At 70.7% G+C, this 23,210-nt stretch carries 24 protein-coding genes; 10 read left to right on the plus strand and 14 right to left on the minus strand.

Annotation, left to right across the window (positions count from 1 at the left end; all coding sequences use genetic code 11):
- Positions 1–2: 2 nt before the first annotated feature.
- The gene (locus BGO46_RS13960) at positions 3–560 is read right to left on the minus strand and encodes an NYN domain-containing protein (protein WP_292674926.1); all 558 of its coding nucleotides are present in this window, start codon (positions 558–560) and stop codon (positions 3–5) included.
- A gap of 62 nt (positions 561–622) precedes the next feature.
- Here BGO46_RS13960 and BGO46_RS13965 point away from each other — a divergent pair, with 62 nt between their 5' ends.
- On the plus strand, positions 623–1,642 hold the full coding sequence (locus tag BGO46_RS13965) for a beta-propeller fold lactonase family protein (protein WP_292674923.1): 1,020 nt from the start codon (positions 623–625) through the stop codon (positions 1,640–1,642).
- A gap of 33 nt (positions 1,643–1,675) precedes the next feature.
- Here the strand turns inward: BGO46_RS13965 and BGO46_RS13970 are convergent, their stop codons facing one another.
- A complete protein-coding gene (locus tag BGO46_RS13970; protein WP_292674920.1) occupies positions 1,676–2,938 on the minus strand; it encodes an MFS transporter in 1,263 nt (420 codons plus the stop codon).
- Between the two features lie 242 nt (positions 2,939–3,180).
- On the opposite strand from BGO46_RS13970, the gene msrA reads away from it, so the two are divergent.
- The gene (msrA, locus tag BGO46_RS13975) at positions 3,181–3,717 is read left to right on the plus strand and encodes a peptide-methionine (S)-S-oxide reductase MsrA (RefSeq protein WP_292674917.1); all 537 of its coding nucleotides are present in this window, start codon (positions 3,181–3,183) and stop codon (positions 3,715–3,717) included.
- 245 nt (positions 3,718–3,962) lie between these two features.
- Here the strand turns inward: msrA and BGO46_RS13980 are convergent, their stop codons facing one another.
- A complete protein-coding gene (locus BGO46_RS13980; RefSeq protein ID WP_292674914.1) occupies positions 3,963–5,243 on the minus strand; it encodes a M18 family aminopeptidase in 1,281 nt (426 codons plus the stop codon).
- 58 nt (positions 5,244–5,301) lie between these two features.
- Here BGO46_RS13980 and BGO46_RS13985 point away from each other — a divergent pair, with 58 nt between their 5' ends.
- Positions 5,302–5,937: an NAD(P)-binding domain-containing protein gene (locus BGO46_RS13985; RefSeq protein ID WP_292674911.1), complete on the plus strand. Its 636-nt coding sequence runs from the start codon at positions 5,302–5,304 to the stop codon at positions 5,935–5,937.
- On the opposite strand, the gene BGO46_RS13990 is transcribed toward BGO46_RS13985, so the two are convergent.
- Positions 5,889–6,578, minus strand: a complete 690-nt coding sequence (locus BGO46_RS13990) for a DUF4386 domain-containing protein (protein WP_292674908.1) — start codon at positions 6,576–6,578, stop codon at positions 5,889–5,891. The genes BGO46_RS13985 and BGO46_RS13990 overlap by 49 nt on opposite strands.
- 139 nt (positions 6,579–6,717) lie before the next feature.
- On the opposite strand from BGO46_RS13990, the gene BGO46_RS13995 reads away from it, so the two are divergent.
- On the plus strand, positions 6,718–7,392 hold the full coding sequence (locus BGO46_RS13995) for a TetR/AcrR family transcriptional regulator C-terminal domain-containing protein (protein ID WP_292674906.1): 675 nt from the start codon (positions 6,718–6,720) through the stop codon (positions 7,390–7,392).
- A gap of 21 nt (positions 7,393–7,413) precedes the next feature.
- Here the strand turns inward: BGO46_RS13995 and BGO46_RS14000 are convergent, their stop codons facing one another.
- From BGO46_RS14000 to BGO46_RS14010, 3 genes are all read right to left on the minus strand, one after another.
- Positions 7,414–9,036 (minus strand): AarF/UbiB family protein, encoded by a 1,623-nt coding sequence (locus BGO46_RS14000; RefSeq protein WP_292675146.1) that lies wholly within the window; start codon positions 9,034–9,036, stop codon positions 7,414–7,416.
- 63 nt (positions 9,037–9,099) lie between these two features.
- A complete protein-coding gene (locus BGO46_RS14005; RefSeq protein WP_292674902.1) occupies positions 9,100–9,723 on the minus strand; it encodes a PadR family transcriptional regulator in 624 nt (207 codons plus the stop codon).
- 74 nt (positions 9,724–9,797) lie between these two features.
- On the minus strand, positions 9,798–11,228 hold the full coding sequence (locus tag BGO46_RS14010) for an NAD(P)/FAD-dependent oxidoreductase (RefSeq protein WP_292674899.1): 1,431 nt from the start codon (positions 11,226–11,228) through the stop codon (positions 9,798–9,800).
- A 95-nt stretch (positions 11,229–11,323) separates the two neighbouring features.
- On the opposite strand from BGO46_RS14010, the gene BGO46_RS14015 reads away from it, so the two are divergent.
- The 4 genes from BGO46_RS14015 to BGO46_RS14030 are packed head-to-tail and all read left to right on the plus strand — an operon-like array spanning position 11,324 to position 14,503.
- Positions 11,324–12,169, plus strand: a complete 846-nt coding sequence (locus BGO46_RS14015; protein WP_292674897.1) for an ATP-binding cassette domain-containing protein — start codon at positions 11,324–11,326, stop codon at positions 12,167–12,169.
- Positions 12,166–12,855, plus strand: coding sequence for an ABC transporter permease subunit (locus tag BGO46_RS14020; RefSeq protein WP_292674895.1), 690 nt, complete (start codon positions 12,166–12,168; stop codon positions 12,853–12,855). The genes BGO46_RS14015 and BGO46_RS14020 overlap by 4 nt, the downstream gene beginning before the upstream one ends.
- Positions 12,852–13,577, plus strand: a complete 726-nt coding sequence (locus tag BGO46_RS14025; RefSeq protein ID WP_292674893.1) for an ABC transporter permease subunit — start codon at positions 12,852–12,854, stop codon at positions 13,575–13,577. The genes BGO46_RS14020 and BGO46_RS14025 overlap by 4 nt, the downstream gene beginning before the upstream one ends.
- An 11-nt stretch (positions 13,578–13,588) precedes the next feature.
- A complete protein-coding gene (locus BGO46_RS14030) occupies positions 13,589–14,503 on the plus strand; it encodes an ABC transporter substrate-binding protein (protein WP_292674890.1) in 915 nt (304 codons plus the stop codon).
- Positions 14,504–14,562: 59 nt separating this feature from the next.
- On the opposite strand, the gene BGO46_RS14035 is transcribed toward BGO46_RS14030, so the two are convergent.
- The 7 genes from BGO46_RS14035 to BGO46_RS14065 form a co-directional block, all read right to left on the minus strand.
- Positions 14,563–15,879, minus strand: a complete 1,317-nt coding sequence (locus BGO46_RS14035) for an LLM class flavin-dependent oxidoreductase (protein WP_292674887.1) — start codon at positions 15,877–15,879, stop codon at positions 14,563–14,565.
- Positions 15,876–17,174 (minus strand): aminotransferase class I/II-fold pyridoxal phosphate-dependent enzyme, encoded by a 1,299-nt coding sequence (locus tag BGO46_RS14040; RefSeq protein ID WP_292674884.1) that lies wholly within the window; start codon positions 17,172–17,174, stop codon positions 15,876–15,878. The genes BGO46_RS14035 and BGO46_RS14040 overlap by 4 nt, the downstream gene beginning before the upstream one ends.
- Positions 17,175–17,251: 77 nt before the next feature.
- Positions 17,252–18,331 carry a crosslink repair DNA glycosylase YcaQ family protein gene (locus BGO46_RS14045; protein ID WP_292674881.1) on the minus strand — a complete coding sequence of 360 codons (1,080 nt, stop codon included), beginning with the start codon at positions 18,329–18,331 and terminating at the stop codon, positions 17,252–17,254.
- Positions 18,319–19,281: a squalene cyclase gene (locus BGO46_RS14050; RefSeq protein WP_292674878.1), complete on the minus strand. Its 963-nt coding sequence runs from the start codon at positions 19,279–19,281 to the stop codon at positions 18,319–18,321. Before BGO46_RS14050 ends, BGO46_RS14045 begins: the two co-directional genes overlap by 13 nt.
- 51 nt (positions 19,282–19,332) lie before the next feature.
- Positions 19,333–19,833, minus strand: a complete 501-nt coding sequence (locus BGO46_RS14055) for a GNAT family N-acetyltransferase (protein ID WP_292674874.1) — start codon at positions 19,831–19,833, stop codon at positions 19,333–19,335.
- Positions 19,830–20,600, minus strand: a complete 771-nt coding sequence (locus BGO46_RS14060; protein WP_292674872.1) for a sulfurtransferase — start codon at positions 20,598–20,600, stop codon at positions 19,830–19,832. The genes BGO46_RS14055 and BGO46_RS14060 overlap by 4 nt, the downstream gene beginning before the upstream one ends.
- A 47-nt stretch (positions 20,601–20,647) precedes the next feature.
- Positions 20,648–21,598 carry an aldo/keto reductase gene (locus tag BGO46_RS14065; protein WP_292674869.1) on the minus strand — a complete coding sequence of 317 codons (951 nt, stop codon included), beginning with the start codon at positions 21,596–21,598 and terminating at the stop codon, positions 20,648–20,650.
- A gap of 68 nt (positions 21,599–21,666) precedes the next feature.
- Here BGO46_RS14065 and BGO46_RS14070 point away from each other — a divergent pair, with 68 nt between their 5' ends.
- Positions 21,667–22,053, plus strand: coding sequence for a hypothetical protein (locus BGO46_RS14070; RefSeq protein WP_292674866.1), 387 nt, complete (start codon positions 21,667–21,669; stop codon positions 22,051–22,053).
- A gap of 130 nt (positions 22,054–22,183) precedes the next feature.
- Positions 22,184–23,209: an LLM class flavin-dependent oxidoreductase gene (locus BGO46_RS14075; RefSeq protein ID WP_292674864.1), complete on the plus strand. Its 1,026-nt coding sequence runs from the start codon at positions 22,184–22,186 to the stop codon at positions 23,207–23,209.
- Position 23,210: the final 1 nt, after the last annotated feature.

Below are 23,210 nucleotides of genomic sequence, written 5' to 3' on the forward strand. Positions count from 1 at the left end.
GATCAGCGCAGGAACTGTGCGGGATCGAACTCGTCGATCGCGATGATCCGCACGCGCGGCAGCGACGCATCGAACGCCTCGACGTCGTACTCGAGGTCGAAGAACTGGATGCCCGGCAGCTCGGCGAACCCCGCGTTGCGGAACTCGGTGAAGCCCATCACGCCCACGCGGCGACCATCGAGCAGCGCCCCGAGGTCATCGACGAAGTCGCCGTCGTGGCTGACGAGCACGACGTCGCCTTCGCGATCGCGCAGTGCCTGCATCGTGCGCTGGATCGCGATGTCGACGACCTTCTCGTCAGCGTCACCCGACAGCGGGATCGGCTGGTAGCCGAGCGCGAGCAGCGCCTGGATGAACGGCATCGGCAGGTTCGTCGACGCGTTGAGGAAGAACAACCCGCGCGCCTGCTGGTTCCACCGGCCGGCGATGAAGGCGAGGATCCGATCCCAGCGGGGACGCTCGTCGGGCTGCGGCCGCCGGCCGAGGATCGAGCTGCCGAGCGTCGCATCGATGTTCTCGCCGTCGATGAGGACCCAGGTCGTTCGCTCTGCCACAGTCATCTCCCTCGTGCTGTCAGGCTCATCCTACGATCCGCGCCCGACACCGCGCGTAGGCTGGAGCAGTGACCGACACGGCTCCCCTCGTTCTTGTGGCCAACGCCGGCGACGGCTCCATCTCGACGTTCCGCTTCACGGCCGATCGCCTCGAACGCCTCTCGGTGACCGAGGGCCTCACGGGCTGCTCCACGTTCGCCGTGGATGCCGAGCGCGACCTCGTCTACGCGGGCGTGAAGGGCGATCCGGCCGGGATCGTGACGCTCAAGCTCGACCGCGCCGCGGGCACGCTCACCCCGGTCTCACGCCTGGATCTCGTCGGCGGCGGCATGAACTACATCGCGCTCGCGCGCGGCGGCGCGGGCCTGCTCGGGATCAGCTACGGCGGCGGGTACGGCATCAGCTGCCCGATCGCAGACGGCGTGCTCGGCGAGCCCGTGTCGCGCGTCTCGTTCCCGAACCTGCACTCCGTGCTGCCGAGCCGCGACGGTCGATTCGCGTACCTCGTCTCGCTCGGCGCCGACCTCGTCGCGCAGTACGCCCTCGCCGACGATCTGACGCTCGTGCCGCTCGACCCGCCGACGGTCGCCGCGCCCGCCGGCAGCGGACCGCGCCACCTCGTCGTCGAGGATGATCACGTGTACGTCATGACCGAGTTCTCGGCCGAGGTGCTGCACTACCGGCGTGACGCCGCGTCGGGCACGCTGACGCTCGCCGAGGCGGCGACGGCATCCGACCCCGCCGCGGAGCTCGGACGCAGCGAGTTCGGAGCCGACCCGCTCGCGAACCACTACGCGTGGGGCGCCGACCTGCACCGCGCGGGCGACGTGCTGTGGGCCTCGGAGCGCACCGCGAACACGCTCGCCGCGGTGCCGGTGGCATCCGATGGTTCACTGTCGGATGCCACGTCGTTCACCGTCACCGAGCAGCAGCCGCGCGGGTTCGCGGTGAGCGCGGACGGGCGGTTCCTCGTCGCGGCGGGCGAGAAGTCGACGACGGTGTCGCTGTACGCGATCGACGGCGAGCGCCTCGAGCTGCTGCAGCAGGCCGAGACCGGCGGCGGCGCGAACTGGGTGCGCTTCGTCTGACGCGTGCGAGCGCCGGGCTTCGTCTGGCGCGAGTCAGGCGGTCTGCGCCGCGGCGGTGACCGTGACGGGTGCCGCACGCCGCTCCATGACGGCGTTCACGAGACCCAGCACGACCACGACACCGCCCGCGACGGCGGGCAGCAGCATGGCGGTGCCGAGCGAGAACTCCTCGACGACCCACCCGGTCACCGCCGACGACAGCGCCTGCGCGAGCGTCAGCGCCGACCCCAGCAGGGTCAGCGTCGTCGCGGCGCGGCCGAGCGGCGCCCGCTCGCCCGCGAGTGAGAACAGCGTCACGAGCGTCGGCCCGACACCGAGACCCATGACCAGCAGCCAGACGGTGATCGCGCCGAAACCGTCCGAGGTCGCGTAGCCGGCCGCCGAGGCCACCAGCACGAGTGCGAACACGACCCACCGCCAGCGCAGCGTGAAGCGCGCCGGCAATACGGCGACGCCGAGCGCCAGCGCGGCTGAGCCGACACCCATCAGGCCGTAGAGCAGACCCGCGCGCGACTCGTCGCCCTGGGCCTGCGCGAACGCGGTCAGCGACGTCAGCGACGCACCGAAGAACATCCCGACGCCGAACGTCGCCCCGACCAGCACGAGGATCCGACCCGTGAAGACGGCGCGCATCGGCGCGCGCTCGGCCGCGGCTTCCTCGTGCGGCAGGGCGACTCTCGCCGTCGGGTGCAGCGCGAACGCCGTCACGAAGCCGAAGCTGAGCGCCGCCGCGACTGCGATCGGCGCCCACGGCGCGACGAGCGCCGCGAGGATCCCGACCAGGAACGGGCCGATCACGAAGGCGGTCTCATCGGCGGCGGACTCGTAGGACATGATCCGCGTCGTGGCCTGCGCCCGCCGCGACGGCGCGAGCAGCGCCGCGATGATCGTCAGCAGCCGGCTGCGCGACATGACGGCCGCCTGCGGACCGGTCAGCCCGATCGCAAGCCCTGCGATCAGCAGGACCGATTCCGACGCACCACCCAGCACGATGACGGGGAACACGGCGAGAAGGATGCCGTTGGCGAGCCCGATAGGAATGAGCACGCGGCGCTGGCCGTACCGGTCGACGAGGTCGCCGATGATCGGCCCCGCGATGACGACGCCGATGCCCACTGCGGCGCTGGTGAGGCCGCCGAGCCCGACGAGTCCCGTCGCCGAGACGACGAGCATGAGCACGCCGACCGTCATCATCGCGAACGGCAGTCGGGCGATGAAGGCGATGGGCCAGTACGCCCAGCCCGTGTGCTGGATCAGCGTGCGATCGTCGGTGTGCTGATCGTCGGTGTGTTCCACGCGCTCCTCCGAAGAATCGGCTCGTTGTTCACGTGCCGCCGTTTCCCGGATTCGACTGGTCGCCGGTCGAGCTGGTAGATGCACCTCGCGGCGCCGATGGGCGCTGCGGAGGCATCCATTGTCTCATGACGCGGCTCCCAGCGTCCTGAGAGGTTCGGAAGGGACCAGAATCGAAGGGTCGGGTGTTATCTCGGATGACGCCGCCACCGCGGCATCCCCACCCGTTCTCGAAGGAGCACATCATGACCGACGACGGCAGCATCACCCGCACCCCCGGAACCGAGACCGCGGTCCTGGCCGGCGGATGCTTCTGGGGCTTGGAAGACCTCATCCGCCGCCAGCCCGGCGTCCTTGACACCCGCGTCGGCTACACCGGCGGGCAGAACGACCACGCCACCTATCGCAACCACCCGGGTCACGCCGAGGCCGTCGAGATCGTGTTCGACCCGAGCAAGACGACGTACCGCGACATCCTCGCGTTCTTCTTCCAGATCCACGACCCGTCGACCCTGAACCGCCAGGGCAACGACATCGGGTCGAGCTACCGCTCGGCGATCTTCCCGCTGAGCGCCGCGCAGGCTGAGGTCGCCCGCGACACGATCGCCGACGTTGACGCGTCGGGCCTGTGGCCCGGCAAGGCCGTCACCACGATCGAGCCCGAGGGCCCGTTCTGGGAGGCCGAGCCCGAGCACCAGGACTACCTGCAGCGCATCCCGAACGGCTACACATGCCACTTCCCGCGCGCCGGCTGGGTGCTGCCGAAGCGCGCCGCGGTCTGATCCTCCGGGCTGCGCGCTCGGTCTGACAGCTTCAGCGGCGCACGCACCGGGGCTTCCCCGCAATAACTCAGGAGACCCGGCCCCGGACGACGGCGCGGGCCGCGGAATCCCGGGGTCGAAACCGTGGCTGAGCCCCGCGGTTCCTGAGTTATTGCGGTGGGCCGTGCAAGACGCGCGGCGGCTGGCCACGGCGGGCCTGTTGTGGCGGCGGGCTACTTGCAGCGGCAGGCCGCGAGGGCGACGACTCAGGCGCGGAAGAACGCCTCGGCCACGCGGCTGAGCGCGTGCAGGTCAGCCGTGCCGGCGAGTTCGCGCGCGGAGTGCATCGACAGGATCGGGATGCCCACGTCGATCGTGCGGATGCCGAGGCGGGTCGCCGTGATCGGCCCGATCGTCGATCCGCACGGGACGGCGTTGTTCGACACGAACTCCTGCGAGGCGACACCCGCCGCGACGCACCAGCCGTGCCAGGCCGCCGCGCCCGGGGCATCCGTCGCGTAGCGCTGGTTCGCGTTGATCTTCAGGATCGGCCCCGACCCCAGCAGCGGCTGCACGACGGGGTCGTGCTTCTCGGGGTAGTTCGGGTGCACCGAGTGGCCGACGTCGCTCGACGCGCACCACGACGCCGCCAGCGCACGCAACTGCTGGTCGCGATCGGCACCGAGCCCGAGCTGGATCCGCTCGATGACGTCGGCGAGGAAGGGGCCCGCCGCTCCCGACCGGCTGCCCGAGCCGACCTCTTCGTGATCGAAGACGGCGAGCATCGCGATGTGCGGAGCGTCGGTGCCCGCCGACTCGAGCGCGACGAGGCCGGCGTGCACGGATGCGAGGTCGTCGAGGCGGCCTGCCGCGAAGAACGCGTGATCCTTGCCGAAGACGGTGCCGCGCGCGGCATCCGCCGTCACGAGGTCATACCCGCGGATCCGGGCGGCGTCGACCCCCGCCGTCGACGCGACCTCGGCGAGCAGATCTGCGGATGCCGCCTCCCCGAGCCCCCACACGGGCTGGGTCTGGGTCTGCTTGTTCAGGGCGAGGTGGTCGTTCGCCTCGCGGTCGAGATGGATCGCGAGCTGCGGCAGGCGCAGCAGAGGCCCCGTCGCCGCGAGCACCTCGGTGCCGTCGTCGAGCGCGAGACGCCCGGCGAGGCGCAGCTCGCGGTCGAGCCACGAGTTCAGCAGCGGCCCACCGTAGATCTCGACACCGGCCTGCAGCCAGCCGAACCGGCCCGTCGTGGGCTTCGGCTTGAGCTTGAGCGCCGGCGAATCGCTGTGCGCACCGAAGATGCGCAGCGGAGTGTCTGCGGTCGCGGCGGCCGGCACGATCCACGCGATGACGGCGCCGTCGCGCACGACGAGCTGGCGTGCACCGGGCGTCACCTGCCAGGGCGCGGTCTCGCCGAGGGCCGTGAACCCGGCATCCGTCAGCCGCTGCGCGACCGTCGCCGCGGCATGGAAGCTCGACGGCGACTGGGCGACGAACTCCGCGAGATCGGCGGCATGGGCGAGGGCTGCAGCGTTGTCGGGCACCCGTCCAGCGTAGTTCGAACCGGGGAATGGATGCCCAGGGCCCGGCGTTGCCCGAGGCATGACAACCGTAGGAATCATCGGAGCAGGACACATCGGCAGCGCACTCGCGGAGGGTCTCGCCCAGCACGGCTACGACGTCGTGATCTCGAACTCGCGGGGGCCCGAGACCCTCGCCGACCTCGCCTCGCGACTCGGCGACAACGTGCGCGCGGCGACGGCGGCCGAAGCAGCCGAAGCAGCCGACTGGGCGATCATGACGGTGCCGCTGAAGGCGCTCGGCGACGTGCCGGCCGAACCGCTGGCCGGCAAGATCGTGCTCGACACCAACAACTACTACTGGGAGCGCGACGGCCACATCACGATCCTCGACGAGAACCGCGCCACGACGACGGGCCTCGCCCAGGAGCACCTGGCGAACTCGCGCGTCGTGAAGGCGTTCAACCACATCCCCGCCGCCGACATCCTGACGACCGGCTCGCTCGCCGGCACGCCGGGTCGCCGTGCGCTGGCGATCGCGAGCGATCACGCGGATGCCGCGACGCTCGCCACCGAGGTCTACGACCTGTTCGGCTTCGACGCCGTCGACGTCGGCTCGGTCGCCGAGAGCTGGCGCGTCGAGCGCGACCGCCCCGCGTACGTCGTGCGTCAGGACGCCGACGAGCTGCGCGAGAACCTCGCGCGCGCCGTGCGCTGAACCGGGGCGACCCCGTCCTCGGTCGCGTCGCCGACACCGGCGGTGCGGCCGAGGATCAGCCACACCCCGACCGCGAACTCCCACACGGCGATCGGCGCCGCGAGCAGTCCCGCGACGGGTGAGACCTGATCGAGTACGCCCGCGAGCGTGAGCACGACCGAGACGAGCAGCAGCGGGGCGCCGGCGAGCCCGATGATCGGGATCGCGCGCGGGATCGGCTGCGTGCGCAGCAGCGCCGTCGCGAGCAGCAGCGCGTTGGCGGCGGGGATCGTTCCCGGCCCGAGCAGGAACGCCGCATCGTGCAGCGAGCGCAGCGGGATGAGGGCGTCCGCCGGCCCCCGCAGCAGCGCCGCGAGCGCGGCGACGCCGAGCAGCACGAGCCCCGCCTCGGCGACGCGTGAGGCGACGAAGCCGATCGCTCGCACGGGCGTACCGCGGCGCAGCACCGGATACAGCGCGACCGCGGTGCCCACGCACGCGGCGGCGAGGATCAGCTCGAGGATGATCGCGACGACCCCCGGGGCCTCGGCGCCAGGTTCGCCCGCCAGAAGGGGCGTCTTCAACGCGAGCGCGGGGATCGACGTCACGAACGTGACGAGGTACAGGATGCCCGCGATGCGGGCCAGCGTGGAATCGCGCATGAGGTCTCCTCGACTCACTGGTACACGGCGGTAGGTGTACGGTGTACACCTCGCCTGAAATCCTAGGTGTACTGCGTACACTGAGTCAAGCCCCGAGCCCCATGCCCCGTGCCCGTCCGACCCGCGAAAGAAGGCCACCGTGACCGCAGCCCGCGCTCCCCTCGATCGCGCACACGTGCTGACGTCTGCGATCGCGGCCGCCGACGAGTCGGGGCTGGATGCCCTCAGCATGCGCGCGCTCGCGGCGCGCCTGGGCGTCGTGCCGATGGCGCTGTACAAGCACGTCGCCGACAAGGACGACCTGATCGGGGGCATGATCGACACGCTCGTCGCCGCCTACCCGGCTCCCCCGGCAGAGTCCACGTGGGACGATCGCGTGCGGTCGCGCGTCGCGGGTGCCCGCGCTGCCGTGCGCGCCCATCCGTGGCTGCCGTCGGCGATCGAGAGCCGCACGACGCCGACGCTGTCGGTGTTGGCGCACATGGATGCCGTGGCCGGTGACCTGCGCTCGGGCGGACTCTCGGTGGATCTCACGCACTACGCGATGCATGCACTGGGCAGCCGCATCTGGGGATTCAGCCCCGAAGCGTTCTCGGGCGCGCCCGCGGCAGACGCGGGCGCGGACCCCGCCGCGCAGGCGGCGCTCGCACAGCGCTTCCCGAACGTCGTCGCGATCGCGCTCGACGCTGCGACCCGCAATCCGACCGGCGCGTGCGCGCCCGACGCCGAGTTCGACTTCACACTCGACCTGCTGCTCGGCGGATTCGCGCGCCTCGCGACCGCCGACTGGAGCTCAACCGGTGCGACCGACTGACGCGCGAGCGCGGCGGGCGCGCTACCGCCGCCGGCGCCGCCACCCGCCGAGCAGTGCATAGCCGAGCGGCACCACCGACGCGATCATGAACACGGTGCCGACCACGGGCAGCGCGGCGAACAGCAGCGCGCCGCCGACGAGCAGGGCGGCGAACACGACGGCGCCCATCGTGCTGCGCAGGAGCACCTCCAGCTGGTCGAGGCGTCGGTCGATCTGCGGCGTGCCGACCTCGAGGTCGCCGCGGTCGATGCGCGCCGCCACCGAGGCGATCTGCGGCGGAAGCTGCACGAGGGTGCGCGCGTAGTCGACGGCGCGAGTCGCGGCATCCCGCACGACGTGTCGCCCCTCCTCGGCGAGGAGGCGCTGCGCGTACGGCTCGATGGCGTTCCAGATGTTGAACGCCGGATCGAGCGCGCTGCACACGCCCGACGTGAGTGAGACGGCGCGCGTGATCAGCAGGAAGTTCTCGGGCAGTTGGATGGGCAGCTCGCGCATCGCCTCGCCGAACTCGGCTGCGAAGTCGCGGAACTCCGCCGGATCGACGCTCTGCAGCTCGCCGAAGCCCATGCCGCCGAACCGCTGGAACAGCGCCGTGAGCGCCCGCTCGAGCTGCGCCGTGTCGGCGTCGGGCAGCAGCACGCCGATCTGCTGGATGCCCGCGACCAGCCCCTTGCCGTCGCGTGCGGCGACGGCGATGACGAGCCGGCGCAGCCCGTCGCGCAGCCCTTCGGGGATCTGCCCCATCATGCCGAAGTCGATGAAGGTCAGCGTCCAGGTGCGACCTTCGGTGTCGGGCTCGTGCGGCGTGACGAAAACGTTGCCGGGATGCGGATCGGCGTGGAAGAACCCCGCGCCGAACAACTGGTCGAACATGACCTGCGCGAACGCCTGGGCGACGTCGGCGGGGTCGATACCGGCCGCGCGCAGGCTCTCGGCGTCGGCGAGCTTGATCGCCGTGACGTCGGAGAGCGTCAGCACGCGCCGCGTCGTGCGCTCCCACACGATTGTCGGCGCGGCGACCCGCACGCCGTCGGCGAAGAGCTCCTCGAAGCGCTCGGCGTTGACGCCCTCGTGCAGGTAGTCGACCTCTTCGCGGCTCGTCGTGGCGAACTCGTCGACGAGGTGCGGCACGTCGACGCGGTCGGCGACGAAGCGGATGCGCGACAGGCGGTCGGCGATCGTGCGCAACGCTGCGAGGTCGGTCTCGACGATCTCGTCGATGGCGGGCCGCTGCACCTTGACAACGACGTCCGCGAAGCCCGCGATCGCGGCATCCTCCGCCGACAGCCGCGCGCGGTGCGCCTGACCGAGGGATGCCGCGGCGACAGGCGTCTCGTCGAACCACGCGTACGCACGCTCAAGCGGCACACCGAGTTCGGCCTCGGCCGACGCACGGATCTCAGCGAACGCGACCGGCGGCACTTCATCCTGCAGTTGCTCGAGCTCGGCGGTCACCTCCGGCGGCAGGACGTCGAGCCGCGACGAGAGGAACTGGCCGACCTTGATCATGAGTCCGCCGAGGTCGACGGCGAGCACGCGGAAGCGACGCGACGTCTGCCGCAGGCGCTCGATGCGCCCACGCTCGGCGAAGGAACGGAAACCGATCCGCGGCAGGATGACGTCGAACCACCACGTCGAGATCATCACCCGCGTCGCGAATCGGATGATCCGGTTGTAGCGGGCGCGGGAGCGCGGCGGCACCGGCGATCAGCCCTCGGCGAGGATCGCGTACAGCTTGCGACGAGCCTCGTCGATGATCTCGACCGCCTGCGCGACCTGCTCGGGCGTGCCGGTGCGCCCGACCTGCATCGCCGCCTGTGCGAGGTTGGCGCCGGCCTTGGGCAGCGCGCCGAAGCCGGGACCCGCCGGGGCCGCGTCACCGGCCGCGCCGGTGGCACCCGCCGAGCTCTGCCACGGTGCGGGCTTGTCGTCGGCCTCGGCACGACCGGCCTCGGTGAGCGAGTAGGTCTTGCGCCCGCCGGCTTCTTCGACCTCGATGACACCCTCATCGGTCAGCAGCTGCAGCGTCGGGTACACCGAGCCGGGACTCGGCTTCCACGCGCCGCCGCTGCGCTCCTCGATCTGCTGGATGATCTGGTAGCCGTGCATCGGCTGCTCGGACAGCAGCGCGAGGATCGCGACACGCACGTCGCCGCGGCCCATGCGCGAGCCGCCCTTCTGGTCGAAGCGCTGCGAGAAGCCGTCGCCGAGGTTCTGCTTCAGCTGACCGAGCGCCTCGAAGAGCTCGTTCACGCCCTGGCCGGCGAGGTTGCCGAGCCCCTGTGCGTTGAATCCCTGGCCGCCGAATCCCTGCCCGAATGATGTGCTCATGAGAACCCTCCGATGTGTTCCGAACGATATATAACGATATATCGTTCACGGGTCGAGCGATACCACGTTCGCCGTCAGCGGACGATGCCGGGACGTCCGTACCGTTCGAGCCAGCGCAGCCACAACTCGCTCACCGTCGGGTACGACGGCACGGCATGCCACAGGCGCGCGAGCGGCACTTCCCCGACGACCGCGATCGTCGCCGCCTGCAGCAGTTCGGCGACGTCGGGCCCGACGAGCGTCGCCCCGACGATGACGCCGCGGTCCTCATCGACGACGGCACGCGCCGTGCCCGCGTAGTCGTCGGCGTGCGTCGCGGCGCCGGCGAGCGCGGCAAGATCGATGTCGAGGATGCGCACGGGCAGCCCGGCATCCTCGGCATGTTGCGCCGTGAGCCCGACCGTCGCGACCTGCGGCTCGGTGAACACCACCTGCGGTACCGCCGCGTGGTCGGCCGTCGCCACATGAGTGCCCCACGGGGCATCGTCGACGGCCGCGCCGACCGCCCGCGCGACGATGACGTCGCCGGCGGCGCGGGCCTGGTACTTGCCCTGGTGCGTGAGCAGTGCGCGATGGTTGACGTCGCCGACCGCGTACAGCCAGTCGCTGCCGTGCACGCGAAGGGTGTCGTCGACGACCAGCCACGAGCCGGGTATCAGACCCACGGCATCCAGCCCGATGTCCGTCGTCCGCGGCACGCGACCCGTCGCGACGAGAAGCTCGGCCGCGCGCACCTGCCCGCCGTCACCGAGCGTGAGCACGACGCCCTCGTCATCGCGCGTGACAGCGGTCACGTCGGTGTGCCGGTGCACGTCGACGCCCGCGCCCTGCAGCGCCGCCGCGACGGCCTCGCCCGCGAAGGGCTCGAGACCGCGCAGCAGCTCAGAGCGCGCGATGACGGTGACGGCCGTGCCGAACGACGCGAACGCCGTCGCGAGTTCGCACGCGACCACGCCACCACCGAGGATCACGAGCGAGCTCGGCACGTCGTGCACGGCCGTCGCCTCGCGGCTGGTCCATGGCTCGGCATCCGCGAGCCCCGGGATGTCGGGCAGCAGCGCGGCCGAGCCCGTGCAGACGGCAACGGCGCGCCGAGCGCGGAGGATGCGCTCGGATCCGTCGGAATCGGTCACGCGCACGGTCTTCACGCCGACCAGGCGACCGTGACCGCGCACGAGGTCGATGTGCGCGGACTCGAGCCAGCCGACCTGGCCGTCATCGTTCCAGTCGTGCACCATCGCGTCGCGCGAGCGCAGGGTGGCGGCGACGTCGATGCCGCCGGCGATGGCGGCCGCGGCGCCCGGCACCGCACGGGCAGCGCGCAGCGCCGCGACGGGGCGCAGCAGGGTCTTCGACGGCATGCACGCCCAATACGAGCACTCTCCGCCGACGAGCTCGCTCTCGACGATCGCGGCCGTGAGACCGCCCTGCACAGCCCGGTCGGCGACGTTTTCGCCGACGGGTCCGGCGCCGATCACGATGAGGTCGTACTCTTCCGTCTCCATGTGCTCACGTCTACCGGAGTGTGACGTCGTGTGCCACCCCTCTGGGCGATGTCGGAGGCATGTGGTTTGGTGGATCTGACCCGACCGGAGGTTGCATGGCCATCGAGTTCCGCTCCGTCACGAAGCGATTCGCCGACGGCACCGTCGCGGTGGATGAGTTCAGTCTGCTCATCCCGCCACGCAAGACGACGGTGTTCGTGGGCTCGTCGGGGTGCGGCAAGACGACGCTGCTGCGCATGATCAACCGCCTCATCGAACCGACGTCGGGCGACATCACGATCGACGACGAGTCCATTCGCGGTCGCGATCCCGTGAAGCTGCGCCGTGGCATCGGCTACGTCCTGCAGAATGCCGGGCTGCTCCCCCACTTCAGCGTCGTCGACAACATCGCGACCGTGCCGGTGCTCAGCGGCACACCGCGGTCCGTGGCCCGCGCCCGCGCGCTCGAGCTGCTGGACGTCGTGGGCCTCGACCGCACGCTCGCCGACCGCTACCCGCGGCAGCTGTCCGGGGGCCAGCAGCAGCGCGTCGGCGTCGCGCGTGCCCTCGCGGCCGACCCCAACATCCTCCTCATGGACGAGCCGTTCGGTGCCGTCGATCCGATCGTGCGCGCCGAGTTGCAGACGGAGACGCTGCGCCTGCAGCGCGAGCTCGACAAGACCGTCGTGTTCGTGACGCACGACATCGACGAGGCGTTCCTGCTGGGCGACCAGGTCGTGATCCTCGAGAAGGGCGCGCACATCGCGCAGGTCGGGTCGCCGAACGAGATCCTCGAGAACCCGGCGAGCCCGTTCGTCGCCGAGTTCATCGGCGCCGAACGCGGCGCACGCGCCCTCTCGCTCAAGCGCACCGACCATGGCACCGTCGTGGTCGACGCGACGGGTCGTGCGCAGGGTGTGCTGACGGATGCCGCTGCCTCTCGCGCGGAGGGCAGCGCGTGAGCTGGATCTGGGACAACCTCGACCTGATCTGGCAGCTGAGCCTTCCGCATCTGCGGCAGAGCGTCATCCCGATCATCGTCGGCTTCGTCATCGCGCTGCCCCTGGGCTGGCTCGCGTTCCGCTACACGCGCTGGCGCGGCGCGATCCTGACGACCGTGGGACTGCTCTACACGATCCCCTCGTTCGGGCTGTTCGCCGTCGTCGCGGCCGCGTTCGGCCTGAGCCTGCGCTCAGAGACGACGCTCATCGTCGCGCTCACGATCTACGCCGTCGCGATCATGACGCGCTCGACGACCGACGGACTGGCGTCGGTCGACCCCGTGACGCGCGAAGCTGCCGTTGCGGTGGGCTACGGGCCGTGGCGCCGGTTCTGGACGGTCGACCTGCCTCTGGCGGGGCCCGTGCTGCTCGCGGGCCTGCGCGTGACGGCGACCTCGACGATCTCGCTCGTGACGGTCGGCGCCCTGATCGGCGTGCAGAACCTCGGCTACCTGTTCACCGACGGCTCGCAGCGCCGCATCATCCCCGAGGTGCTGTCGGGCGTCATCGCCGTCGTCGTGATCGCACTCGTCGTCGATCTCGTGCTGATCGTGCTCGGCCGCCTGCTCATGCCGTGGGCGCCGCGGCGTGAGAGCCGCCGTGAACGCCGGGCCTTGCAGCGGCTCGCCGCGGAAGGGGTCGCATGAATCTCTTCCTCGACGCGTTCGCGTGGATCTTCTCCCCCGACCGGCTGACCGGCTCGCTGACGCTGCCGACTGCGATCTGGCAGCACCTCGCCTTCACGTTCGGGTCGGTCGCGATCGCCGCGGTCATCGCGATCCCGGCGGGCTGGGCGATCGGTCACACTGGCCGCGGGCGCGAGTTCGCCGTTGCGCTCTCGGGCGCGGCCCGGGCCATCCCGACGCTCGGTCTCGTCGTGCTGCTGTATCTCGTGATCGGCGTCGTCTACAAGACCGAGGCGGCCGTCGTCGCCTTCATCGTGCTCGCGATCCCGTCGATCCTCGCCGGTGCGTACGCCGGGTTCGAGGCGATCGACCGCAGTGTGATCAGCGCCGGGCGCGCCGTCGGCATGACCGAATGGCAGATCCTCTGGCGCATCGAAGTGCCGCTCGGGCTGACGCTGCTCATCGGCGGCCTGCGCTCGGCGACCCTTCAGGTCGTCGCGACCGTCACGATCGCCGCGTACATCGGCCTCGGCGGCATCGGCTTCTTCATCCTGCAGGGCATCCCGCTGCGCCGGTTCGATGAGGTGCTCGGCGCCTCGATCGTCGTCGTGGTGCTCGCCCTCGCCCTCGACGGACTGTTCGCGCTTGTGCAGCGGTTCGTCGTCCCCCGCGGTGCCACCGCACGCGCGCTTCCCGCGCGCGAGACGCGGCGCCGTCCCGCACCCGCCATCACAGCACCCTGAAAGGCACCACCATGACACGCATCCGCTCCCGTCTGACCCTCGCGGCCGGGCTCGCCGCCGTCGCCGCTCTCGCTCTCACCGCATGTGGGTCGAGCGATCCGCTCGACAGCGGCGCAGGCTCATCGGATGCCCCGGCATCGGACACGATCGTCATCGGCAGCCAGGACTACTACTCGAACGAGATCATCGCCGAGATCTACGCGCAGGCGCTCGAGGGTGCCGGCTTCACCGTCGATCGCCAGTTCCGCATCGGTCAGCGCGACGCGTACATCCCGTCGCTCGAGGACGGCTCGATCCAGCTGTTCCCCGAGTACACCGGCAATCTGCTGCAGTTCTTCGACGAGGGCACGACCGCGAGGACGTCCGACGACGTGTACGCCGCGCTGAAGGGTGCCCTGCCCGACGGACTGACCGTGCTCGATCAGTCCACCGCGACCGACCAGGACTCGTACAACGTGACCGCCGACTTCGCCGCCGAGCACAACCTGACGAGCATCGGCGACCTCGCCGGCATCACGCCGCTCGTCCTCGGCGGTGCCCCCGAACTCGAGGAGCGCCCCTACGGCCCGACGGGCCTGAAGGAGAAGTACGGCGTCGACGTCACCTTCTCGGGGACGGCCGACACGACGGTCGACGAACTCGTCGCCGGCAACATCCAGGTCGCTAACGTGTACAGCGCCGACCCGCGCATCCAGACGCAGGACCTCGTGACGCTGGAAGACCCCGAGGGCCTCTTCCTCGCGTCGAATGTCGTCCCCGTCGTGAGCACGTCGGTCGCCGATGAGATCGCCGACGTGATCAACGCCGTCAGCGCCAAGCTCACGCCGCAGGGCCTCGTCGCGCTGAATGTCCAGTCGACCCAAGACCAGATGTCTGCCGCGGACATCGCGGCCGGCTGGCTGGCAGACAACGGCCTGGCCGGCTGACGCCCGTTCGAAAGCCCCGACATCCCGCGCGCGGGTGTCGGGGCTTTTGCGTGGGGGTCTCAGAACGCCCGAAGGTCGGCGCGCAGGCCCTGACCGGTGTAGTCGCGACGCAGGATGCCCCGCCGCCGCAGCACCGGCACGAGCTCGTCGAGCGTGCGGTGCACCGTGACGGGGTGCAGGTCGCCCCACAGCAGCACGCCGTCGTTGCCCCACTCGCCGAGTTCCTCGATGAGGTCGGCGAACTCCTCCGCCGTGCCGACGAATCCCGACCGGTCGCTGATGCGGCCGAGCCGTGCGAGTGCCGTCAGATGCGCCCGCAGCGGCGTCGCGCTGACGTCACGGTCTCCGACGAGACGCCGAAGCGACCCGTGCGACACATTCTCGGCGAACAGCTCCGCGGGCAGCGGTGCGTCGAGATCGAGTGCCGTCAGGTCGGTCTCGAGATCGCTGGACTGCCGCTGCGCGAGGTGGCGCAGCACAGTGTCGTCGGGGTGGGCGGATGCCGCGACGAGCCGGTCGGCCTCCTCGCGCGAGGCCACGATGACGGGCTGGATCGCGAACATGATCCGGATGTCGGACGGCGCGCGTCCGCGCTCGACGGCAGCCGCGTGGATCTTCGCGCGATACTCGCGCACGCTCTTCTCGTGCAGCGGCGCGAGCGCGAGCTGGATGTCGGAGTTCGCGCCCGCGAACGCGAGCCCGCGCCCCGACCCGCCCGGCGAGGCGATGACGGGCTCGCCGCGAGTGAACGGGATGGCGTTGAGCGGGCCGTCGAAGGCGAAGTGCTCGCCGCGGTGTCGCACAGCGTCGAGCTTCGTCCCGTCGGCATATACGCCCGACGCCGTGTCGCGCACGAGCGCGCCCTCGCCCCACGAGCGCCATAGCTCACGCAGCGAGGTGACCCACTCCTCGGCGCGGTCGTACGCCGCATCGTGCCCGAGGGGTGCGGCATCCGAGAAGTGACGTGCACTGCCGGTGTCGGTCACGACGTTCAGCCCCAGCCGGTCGCCGCTCAGGTGCTGCAGCGTCGCGAACTGTCGCGCCGCCGTGTACGGCAGATAGGCGGCGGGGTTGACGGTCGGGATGACACCGAGGTGCCGGGTCGCCTGGAACAGGTACGGCGCGAGCAGCAGCGGATCGAGCTTGGGCCCACCGAACGCGTGCCGCACGCGCAGGTCGATCGTCTCCGCCGACCCGAGCGAGGGGGCATCCTCGATCAGCACGAAGTCGAAGCCGGCCTGCTCCAGTTCGCGCGCGGACTGCTGGTACAGGTCGGGCCGTGTCCAGTCGTAGTCCCAGTCGAGGTACGGATGCCCCCAGCCGTGCGGGCCGAAACCGCGAGCCAGGAACCACCCGAAGTGCTGCGGTCGGGTCATACCGCGGCGACCGCGGCGTCGTCCGCGAATGCGAGGGCCGCCGCGAGGTCGTCGATGAGATCGGCGGCATCCTCGATACCGATCGAGAACCGCAGCGTGTCCGGCTCGACGCCGACGGCGCGCTGCTCGGCTTCGGTCAGGAAGACGTGCGACGTCGACGCGGGGTGCAGCACGAGCGAGCGCACGTCGCCCAGGTGCGTCATGTGGGTGAAGACCTCGAGGCGCTCGACGAACGCGCGCGCCGCTGCCGCACCGCCGCGGACGGTGAAGCTGAAGACGGCACCGTAGCCGTCGGGAAGATAGCGCTGCGCGAGCGCGTGGTCGGGGTGACTGGGCAGCCCGACGTAGTCGACCGTCTCGATCTGCGGACAGGACTCAAGCCACTGCGCGACGGCGAGCGCATTCTCGCTCTGCCGCTGGACGCGCAGGCTCAGCGTCTCCATGCCCTGGCCGAGCAGGAAGGCGTTCAGCGGCGATGGGGTCGTGCCGAAGCGCGGCGCGACGCTCTCGCGCAGGTACGCGATGCGCGCGTCGCCGCCCCAGCGCTCGGCGAAGCTCGGTGCTCCCGTGCGACCGGGTGCGACCAGCTGCGGGAAGAGCGCTCCGGAGCGCTCGGCGTCGAACGTGCCGGCATCGACGATCGCGCCGCCGATCACGCTGCCGTGGCCGGAGAGGAACTTGCTCGTGGAGTGCACGACGACATCCGCGCCGTGCTCGATCGGGCGCACGAGGTAGGGCGTCGCGAACGTGCTGTCGACGACGAGTGGGATGCCGTGGCTGTGCGCGAGGCCGGCAAGCGCGGCGATGTCGACGAGGCGGTTGGTCGCGTTGGAGATCGACTCGACGAACAGGGCGCGCGTGTTCGGACGGATCGCCGCTTCCCAGGCATCCAGGTCATCAATGTCGTCGACGAAGGTCGTCGTGATGCCGAGTCGCACGAGGTTGTCGCGCAGCAGCCCGCGCGTGCCCTCGTAGATGTGCGTCGACGAGACGATGTGCTGGCCGGATTCGAGCAGGCCCAGCAGCGCGACGCTCGTGGCCGCCTGTCCACTCGAGAGCAGCAGCGCCTGCGAACCGCCCTCGAGTGACGCGAGCCGGTGCTCGACCGCCTCGATGGTCGGGTTTCCGGTGCGCGTGTAGGCGTAGCCGTGTCCTTCACCGAAGTGCGAGGCCGCGGCGTCGTACTCGTCGAACTCGAACCCGGCGGTGAGATAGATCGGCGTCGCGCGGGCCGTCGGTGCGGGCACGGCTTCACGCTCATGCAGCTGCCGTGTAGTGAATCCCCGTCGGCCCATCGCCCGTACCCTCTCTCGGAATGTGACCTCCATCGTCGCGTGAGGGCCGCTATCACGCGTGATCGCGTGTCGCCGTGTTACGGACCGGGGAATGCGAGCGCCACGCCGAGCCACTCCGCGAGGTCGCGCACCTCGGCGTCGATCATCTCGCGCTCCTCGGCATCCAGGTCTTCCAGCTCGTGCACGGCGGTGACGACGAGGGTCTCCTTCTTCTTGTCCAGCTCGGCATCGAGCAGCCCGACGAAGCGGTCGCCGAGCAGGATCGGATGCGCGAAATAGCCGTACCGGCGCTGAGCCTTCGGCTTGAACTGCTCGAGGATGTACTCGAACTCGAAGAGCTCCTGCAGCCGGGGTCGGTCGAACAGCATGCCGTCGTACGGGTTGAGGATCGCGACGCGTCCACCGGGGTCGTCATCGAGCGTCTCGAGAGCGGCGGGATCGACGCGCCACTTCCAGGCGGATCCTTCGACGGATGCCGGCTCACCCGCCGTCCCCACGGGGGTCCACGGCGAGCGCTGTCGTGCGATGCCCGCGGCCTGCAGGCGGCGCTGGTCCAGGATCTCGCCGGCGTCGTCGTGGTCGAGCACGGGCACGTCGGCGTAGACACGCTCGCCGAGGTCCCACATGCGCTGACGCCCCTCGCGCCCGACGATCGCCGTCTCACCGACATACGAGAGCAGCTCCAGCATCCGCGGGACCTGATTCGACCCGTACCACCCGGCTTCATTCTTGTGGGCGACCTGGCTCGTGTCGGGGATCTGCGCCGCGAGCACGGGGCCTTCCGCACGGAGCTGTGCGAGCACATCGGCGCGGAACCGCGCGTTCGCCTCGAGCCACGCGCTCGCCTGCGCTCGGAAGAGGCGGCCGCGCATGCGCGCGAGATGCGCGGGCAACAGCGACGCGGGGCGAAAGTGCCCGTCGTACTCGAAGAGCAGGCGGTCCTGCTCGACGGCCTTCTTCAGCTGGCCGGGCTCGTACGCCCAGCCGATGCGACTCCACGGGATGGTCTGCTCCGACGGCGCGATCGTCGCGGTCGGGTCGATCTTGACGGCACCGAGCTGCTCGGCGACCTCGATGACGTCGCCGGGGCGGTCGGCATCGAGCAGCTGTGCGCGGACAACGAGTCGCCGCGCGTCGTCTCGACTCAGCTCGTGCACGCGGCATCCCATCGGTTCAGTGCACGCTGCGCGAGGAAGGTCACCCACCGTGACGGCTCGCCGGGTGGCACATCGTGCTCGATCCACGTGTCGCCGCCGAAGAACCAGCCCTGCAGCCAGCGACCGTCGTCCTGGCGGGCGGCGCGCAGCCGCTCGACCGCTTCACCGGCGCGCGGGTCGGGCGCCACGCCGTCGAACTCGGCGGCTTCGGTGATGTGGTCGACGGCCTTGAGAAGCGTGAACGGCGCGCGATACGGGTAGCAGATGAGGTCGGTCCACCGGCCGACCTGCTCGCCCGTCGACAGCCGATAGCGCAGCCGTCGCGCCAGCAGGTACTCCTCACCGCTGTGGCGCGCGGCTCGCACGCTGGCATCCCCCGTGATCTGCTCGTAGGCGAGCAGCCCCCGCACGGCGTTGATCGTCGAGTGGAACGACGAGTGCACCGAGCCCTCGACCCATTCGCAGTCCCACCCGCCGTCGGACTGCAGGTGCGCAGGAAACCATGCCGCAAGGCCGGTCATGTCCTCCCCCAACCAGGCACCGTTGGCGAGCGTCATCGCGTTGATGCACACGTCGACCTCACCGTCCCAGTAGGGCAGGTCGTCGTACTCCCAGCGGCAGTTCTCGCGCAGCTTCTCGCCTGTGCCGGCGAGCACCGCGGCATCCAACCCGCCTTCGCGCAGCGCCGTGAGGGTCCACGTCGTCGCGGTGTAGGGCTGCTCGTCCTGCGGCGGCTGCTCGGTCATCGTCGCGGGGAAGAACGCTCCGCCCGCCCACTGCCCGTCGGGGTCTTGATGCGACAGCAGCGCGGCGCCGTCGCCGGTCGTCGCCACGAGGGCGCGCGTGGATTCCCACGCCTCGGCACTCTCACCCGCGAGGTCGCGCTGTACCTGCCAGCGCAGCGTCGGGTCAGAGTCGAGCAACCAGTCCAGAACCGTGTCTGTGGTCATGGATGCCACGCTACGCCGCACCGCCGACATCCGTCAGCGGCCGGTCTCCGGTCAGGCGCGGGCCAGGGCCTCCAGTGCGTCGCCGGTGAGGCGCTGCGTCGTCCACTCGTCCTGCGGTGTCGCACCGAGCGACCGGTAGAACGCGATCGAGGGTGCGTTCCAGTCGAGCACGGTCCACTCGAAGCGCGAGTAGCCGCGCTCGACGCACAGTGCCGCGAGCGCCGCCATGAGCGCCTTGCCGTAGCCGCCACCGCGCTCGGTCTCGTCGACGTAGAGGTCTTCGAGCCAGATGCCGTGGCGGCCCGTCCACGTCGAGTACGTGAGGAACCAGATCGCGATGCCGACGACGGTCCCGTCGCGCTCGACGACGTGCGCGAAGGCGCGCGGGTCGGCGCCGAAGAGCGTCTCGGTGAGCAGCTCGGGGGTGTTCTCCACGGCATCCGGCTCGCGTTCGTAGACGGCGAGCGCCTGGATGAGGGCGAGGATGCCGGGGACGTCCGCCGGCTGTGCTTCGCGCAGAACCGCTCCCCCGGCGAGATCGCGCGCGCTCACGCGGCAGGCCCCGCCGTGCGGGCGAGCGTGCGCGGCCCGGGTGAGGGCGCGAGGTCAGCCGTGAGCGCTTCGCGATCGTCGAAGACGAAGCAGTCGCCGCGGTAGTGGTCGCCGCCGACATGCTCGAACCAGCCGAGGATCCCGCCGTCGAGCTGCCACGCGTCGATGCCCTCCTCGCGCAGGTGGATCGCCGCCTTCTCGCAGCGGATGCCGCCCGTGCAGTAGCTGACGACGGTCTTGCCCGCGAGGTCGTCGCGGTGCGCGGCGACGGCATCCGAGAACTGCGTGAAACGGTCGATGCGCCAGTCGAGCGCCCCATCGAAGCCGCCGTAGTCGACCTCGAACGCGTTGCGCGTGTCGAGCATGACGACCTCGCGGCCCTCGTCGTCGTGGCCCTGATCGAGCCAGCGGCGCAGCGTCGCGGGCGCGACGGCGGGCGCGCGGCCCGCCTCGGGGCGGATCGTCGGGTGGTCCATCCGGATGATCTCGCGCTTGTGCTTGACGAGCATCTTGCGGAACGGCTGATCCTGCGACCAGCTCTCCTTCGCCGTGAGGGCGGCGAACCGGGCATCCGCCCGCAGGTCGTCGAGGAACCCGCGCACGGCGTCCGCGTCACCGGCGAGGAAGAGGTTGATGCCCTCCTCCGCGAGGATGATCGTGCCCTTCAGCCCCGCCGCGACGGCGCGCTCGCGGAGAACGGGGCGCAACTGCGCGGCATCCGTCAGCTGCGTGAACAGATACGCGGAGACGTTGAGGACCTCGGGCATCGCCCCAGTTTACGTGGGGTTGTGGCGCACGCTGGGGGTGGCCAGCGTCACATGTCAGCGGGCGTCCACTCCGAGACGTCGTCGAGCTCGGCGACCTCATCGGCCGTGAGGTCGGTGGTCGCGCCGGCGAGCAGGTCGGGCACCTGCTCGAGCTTCGAGGCCGAGGCGATCGGCGCGACAACCGTCGGCTTGGCACGCAGCCAGGCGAGCGCGATCGCGGCGGTCGAGACGCCGTGGGCTGCGCCGATGCGCTCCATGACCTCGATGATCTGCAGACCCTGCGGCGTCGCGTACTTCGCGGCGCCCGCGGCGCGCGGCGATGCCGCCCCCTCGGCATCCGTCGACCGGTACTTGCCGGTCAGGAATCCCTTCGCGAGCGAGAAGTACGGCACGACGCCGAGACCGAAGTCGGCGGCGACGGGGATGATGTCGTTCTCGGTCTCGCGGTGCACGAGGTTGTAGTGCGGCTGCACCGCGACCGGCTCGGCGACGCCCAGGTCGCGCGCGATGCGCACCCACTCACGGATGCGCTCGGCAGAGTAGTTCGACACCGCCGTGTAGCGCACGAGGCCGTCCGAGACGAGCTCGCCGAACGCGGCGACGGTCTCTTCGAGTGGCGTCTCGGCGTCATCGAAGTGCGCGAAGTAAAGGTCGATCGACTCGACACCGAGGCGCTCGAGGGATGCCTCGGCAGCAGCCCGCACGTTCGCGGCGGCGAGCCCGCCGAACTGCGGGTGCTGGCTGACCTTCGTCGCGACCGTCACGCCGCGGGGCTTGCGGTCGGCGAGCCACGCGCCGATGATGCGCTCGCTCTCGCCACCCTCATGGCCGGGCACCCACGCGCTGTACGAGTCGGCCGTGTCGATGAAGTTGCCGCCGCCCGCGTGGAACGCGTCGAGGATGGCGAACGAGGCATCGCGGTCGGCCGTCCAGCCGAACACGTTGCCGCCGAGGGCGAGGGGGAACACATCGAGGTCACTGGTGCCGATACGCGTCATGCTTCGATCCAAGCACGTGGATGCCCGGTGTATTCCGCGGGTGTCGCGTCGCGACGTACGATCGGACGATGTTCGGTGCCGTGCTGATGTGGACGTTCCTCGGCGGGCTGGTCGGGCTCCCCGTCTGGTTCGCCTGGTACGCGTGGGACGCGGCTCGGCGCCGACGCCGCGGCGACGTCGTCGAGCGCCCCTCGGGTGGCACCTTCGGCTTCGACGAGATCTGGCGCCCCTCGGCCGCCGAAGCGCAAGCCGTGTGGGAGGCGGAACAGATCACCCCCGCCCCAGCACCCACGCCCGGCGACGGTCCGGGCGTGATCACTGGTGGCCGCATCGTGATCGAGACGGGCCTACGCCACGCCCCACACGACTCTCCGGGCTCGCCCCCTCCCCAGGCATCCGAGTTTCGGGCGCTTGAGGGGCCCGAAACTGTTGCTAGGCGAGTTTCGGACGCTTGAGGGGTCCGAAACTCTTGCGGGGCGAGTTTCGGGCGCTTGAGGGGACCGAAACTCCCGCGGGGCGAGCGGGCGGATGCCCCGGGCATCCATTCACCGGAATGGATGCGGGCGGCGTAGCGTTGCGCGTGACATGGAACGCTTCGGAACACTCTCGTTCGGACATTACGGACCGCTCGGTGGCGGGCGGCAGCTCACCGCCGGCGACATGCTGCACCAGGCGATCGACCTCGCCCAGGGCATGGACGAGCTCGGCGCGAACGGCATCTTCTTCCGCGTGCACCACTTCGCGCGCCAGCAGGCGTCGCCGATGCCGCTGCTCGCCGCGATCGCAGCCAAGACCGAGCGCATCGAGATGGGCACGGGCGTCGTCGACATGCGCTACGAGAACCCGCTCTACCTCGCCGAAGAGGCGGCGGCCGTCGACCTCATATCGGACGGCCGACTCGCGCTCGGCGTGAGCCGTGGGTCACCCGAGACGGTCGTGCGCGGCTACGAGAGCTTCGGCTACACGGCGCAGGACCCGCGTGGCGCCGACCTGGCCCGCGAGCACTTCGACCTGTTCTGGCGCGCGATCGGCGGCGAGGGCATCGCCGAGCGCGACGCGAACTCGCCGTTCGGCGGCGGGTCCGGCCTGCAGCGCATCGAGCCACACTCCGAGGGCCTGCGCTCGCGCATCTGGTGGGGTGCCGGTTCGCGCGAGACGGCCGAGTGGGCGGGACGCACCGGCCTCAACCTCATGTCGTCGACCCTGGTGACCGAGGCCGACGGGCGCCCGTTCGACATCCTGCAGGCCGAGCAGATCGACCGCTTCCGCGCGGCGTGGAAGGATGCCGGGCATCCGGGCACCCCTCGCGTCTCGGTGAGCCGCTCGGTCTTCCCGATCACGACCGCTGAGGACGAGCTGTACTTCGGGCACAGCCAGGAAGGCGACGGCATCGGCTACATCGACGGGTTCCGCTCGACGTTCGGCAAGACCTACGCGGCCGCGCCCGACGTACTGATCGAGCAGTTGCAGCAGGATGCCGCGGTCATGAGCGCCGACACCCTGATGCTGACGATCCCGAGCCAGCTCGGCGTCGCCTTCAACCTGCACGTCGTCGAGTCGTTCGCAAAACACGTTGCACCGGCGCTGGGCTGGAAGAGCACGCGCGCCTGAC

Origin of the sequence: Microbacterium sp. 70-16 (assembly GCF_001898315.1) — a bacterium.
Taxonomy (GTDB): domain Bacteria; phylum Actinomycetota; class Actinomycetes; order Actinomycetales; family Microbacteriaceae; genus Microbacterium.

Bases quoted from the DNA above. Each gene is read 5' to 3' on its own strand.
- BGO46_RS14025 (WP_292674893.1), top strand. From the start codon at position 12,852: ATGAATCTCTTCCTCGACGCGTTCGCGTGGATCTTCTCCCCCGACCGG.
- BGO46_RS14050 (WP_292674878.1), bottom strand. From the start codon at position 19,281: ATGACCACAGACACGGTTCTGGACTGGTTGCTCGACTCTGACCCGACG.
- BGO46_RS14040 (WP_292674884.1), bottom strand. From the start codon at position 17,174: ATGGGCCGACGGGGATTCACTACACGGCAGCTGCATGAGCGTGAAGCC.
- BGO46_RS13990 (WP_292674908.1), bottom strand. From the start codon at position 6,578: ATGCGCGATTCCACGCTGGCCCGCATCGCGGGCATCCTGTACCTCGTC.
- BGO46_RS13985 (WP_292674911.1), top strand. From the start codon at position 5,302: ATGACAACCGTAGGAATCATCGGAGCAGGACACATCGGCAGCGCACTC.
- BGO46_RS14005 (WP_292674902.1), bottom strand. From the start codon at position 9,723: ATGAGCACATCATTCGGGCAGGGATTCGGCGGCCAGGGATTCAACGCA.
- BGO46_RS14075 (WP_292674864.1), top strand. From the start codon at position 22,184: ATGGAACGCTTCGGAACACTCTCGTTCGGACATTACGGACCGCTCGGT.
- BGO46_RS14015 (WP_292674897.1), top strand. From the start codon at position 11,324: ATGGCCATCGAGTTCCGCTCCGTCACGAAGCGATTCGCCGACGGCACC.
- msrA (WP_292674917.1), top strand. From the start codon at position 3,181: ATGACCGACGACGGCAGCATCACCCGCACCCCCGGAACCGAGACCGCG.
- BGO46_RS14010 (WP_292674899.1), bottom strand. From the start codon at position 11,228: ATGGAGACGGAAGAGTACGACCTCATCGTGATCGGCGCCGGACCCGTC.
- BGO46_RS14060 (WP_292674872.1), bottom strand. From the start codon at position 20,600: ATGCCCGAGGTCCTCAACGTCTCCGCGTATCTGTTCACGCAGCTGACG.
- BGO46_RS14035 (WP_292674887.1), bottom strand. From the start codon at position 15,879: ATGACCCGACCGCAGCACTTCGGGTGGTTCCTGGCTCGCGGTTTCGGC.
- BGO46_RS13960 (WP_292674926.1), bottom strand. From the start codon at position 560: ATGACTGTGGCAGAGCGAACGACCTGGGTCCTCATCGACGGCGAGAAC.
- BGO46_RS14070 (WP_292674866.1), top strand. From the start codon at position 21,667: ATGTTCGGTGCCGTGCTGATGTGGACGTTCCTCGGCGGGCTGGTCGGG.
- BGO46_RS14000 (WP_292675146.1), bottom strand. From the start codon at position 9,036: ATGATCTCGACGTGGTGGTTCGACGTCATCCTGCCGCGGATCGGTTTC.
- BGO46_RS14030 (WP_292674890.1), top strand. From the start codon at position 13,589: ATGACACGCATCCGCTCCCGTCTGACCCTCGCGGCCGGGCTCGCCGCC.
- BGO46_RS14065 (WP_292674869.1), bottom strand. From the start codon at position 21,598: ATGACGCGTATCGGCACCAGTGACCTCGATGTGTTCCCCCTCGCCCTC.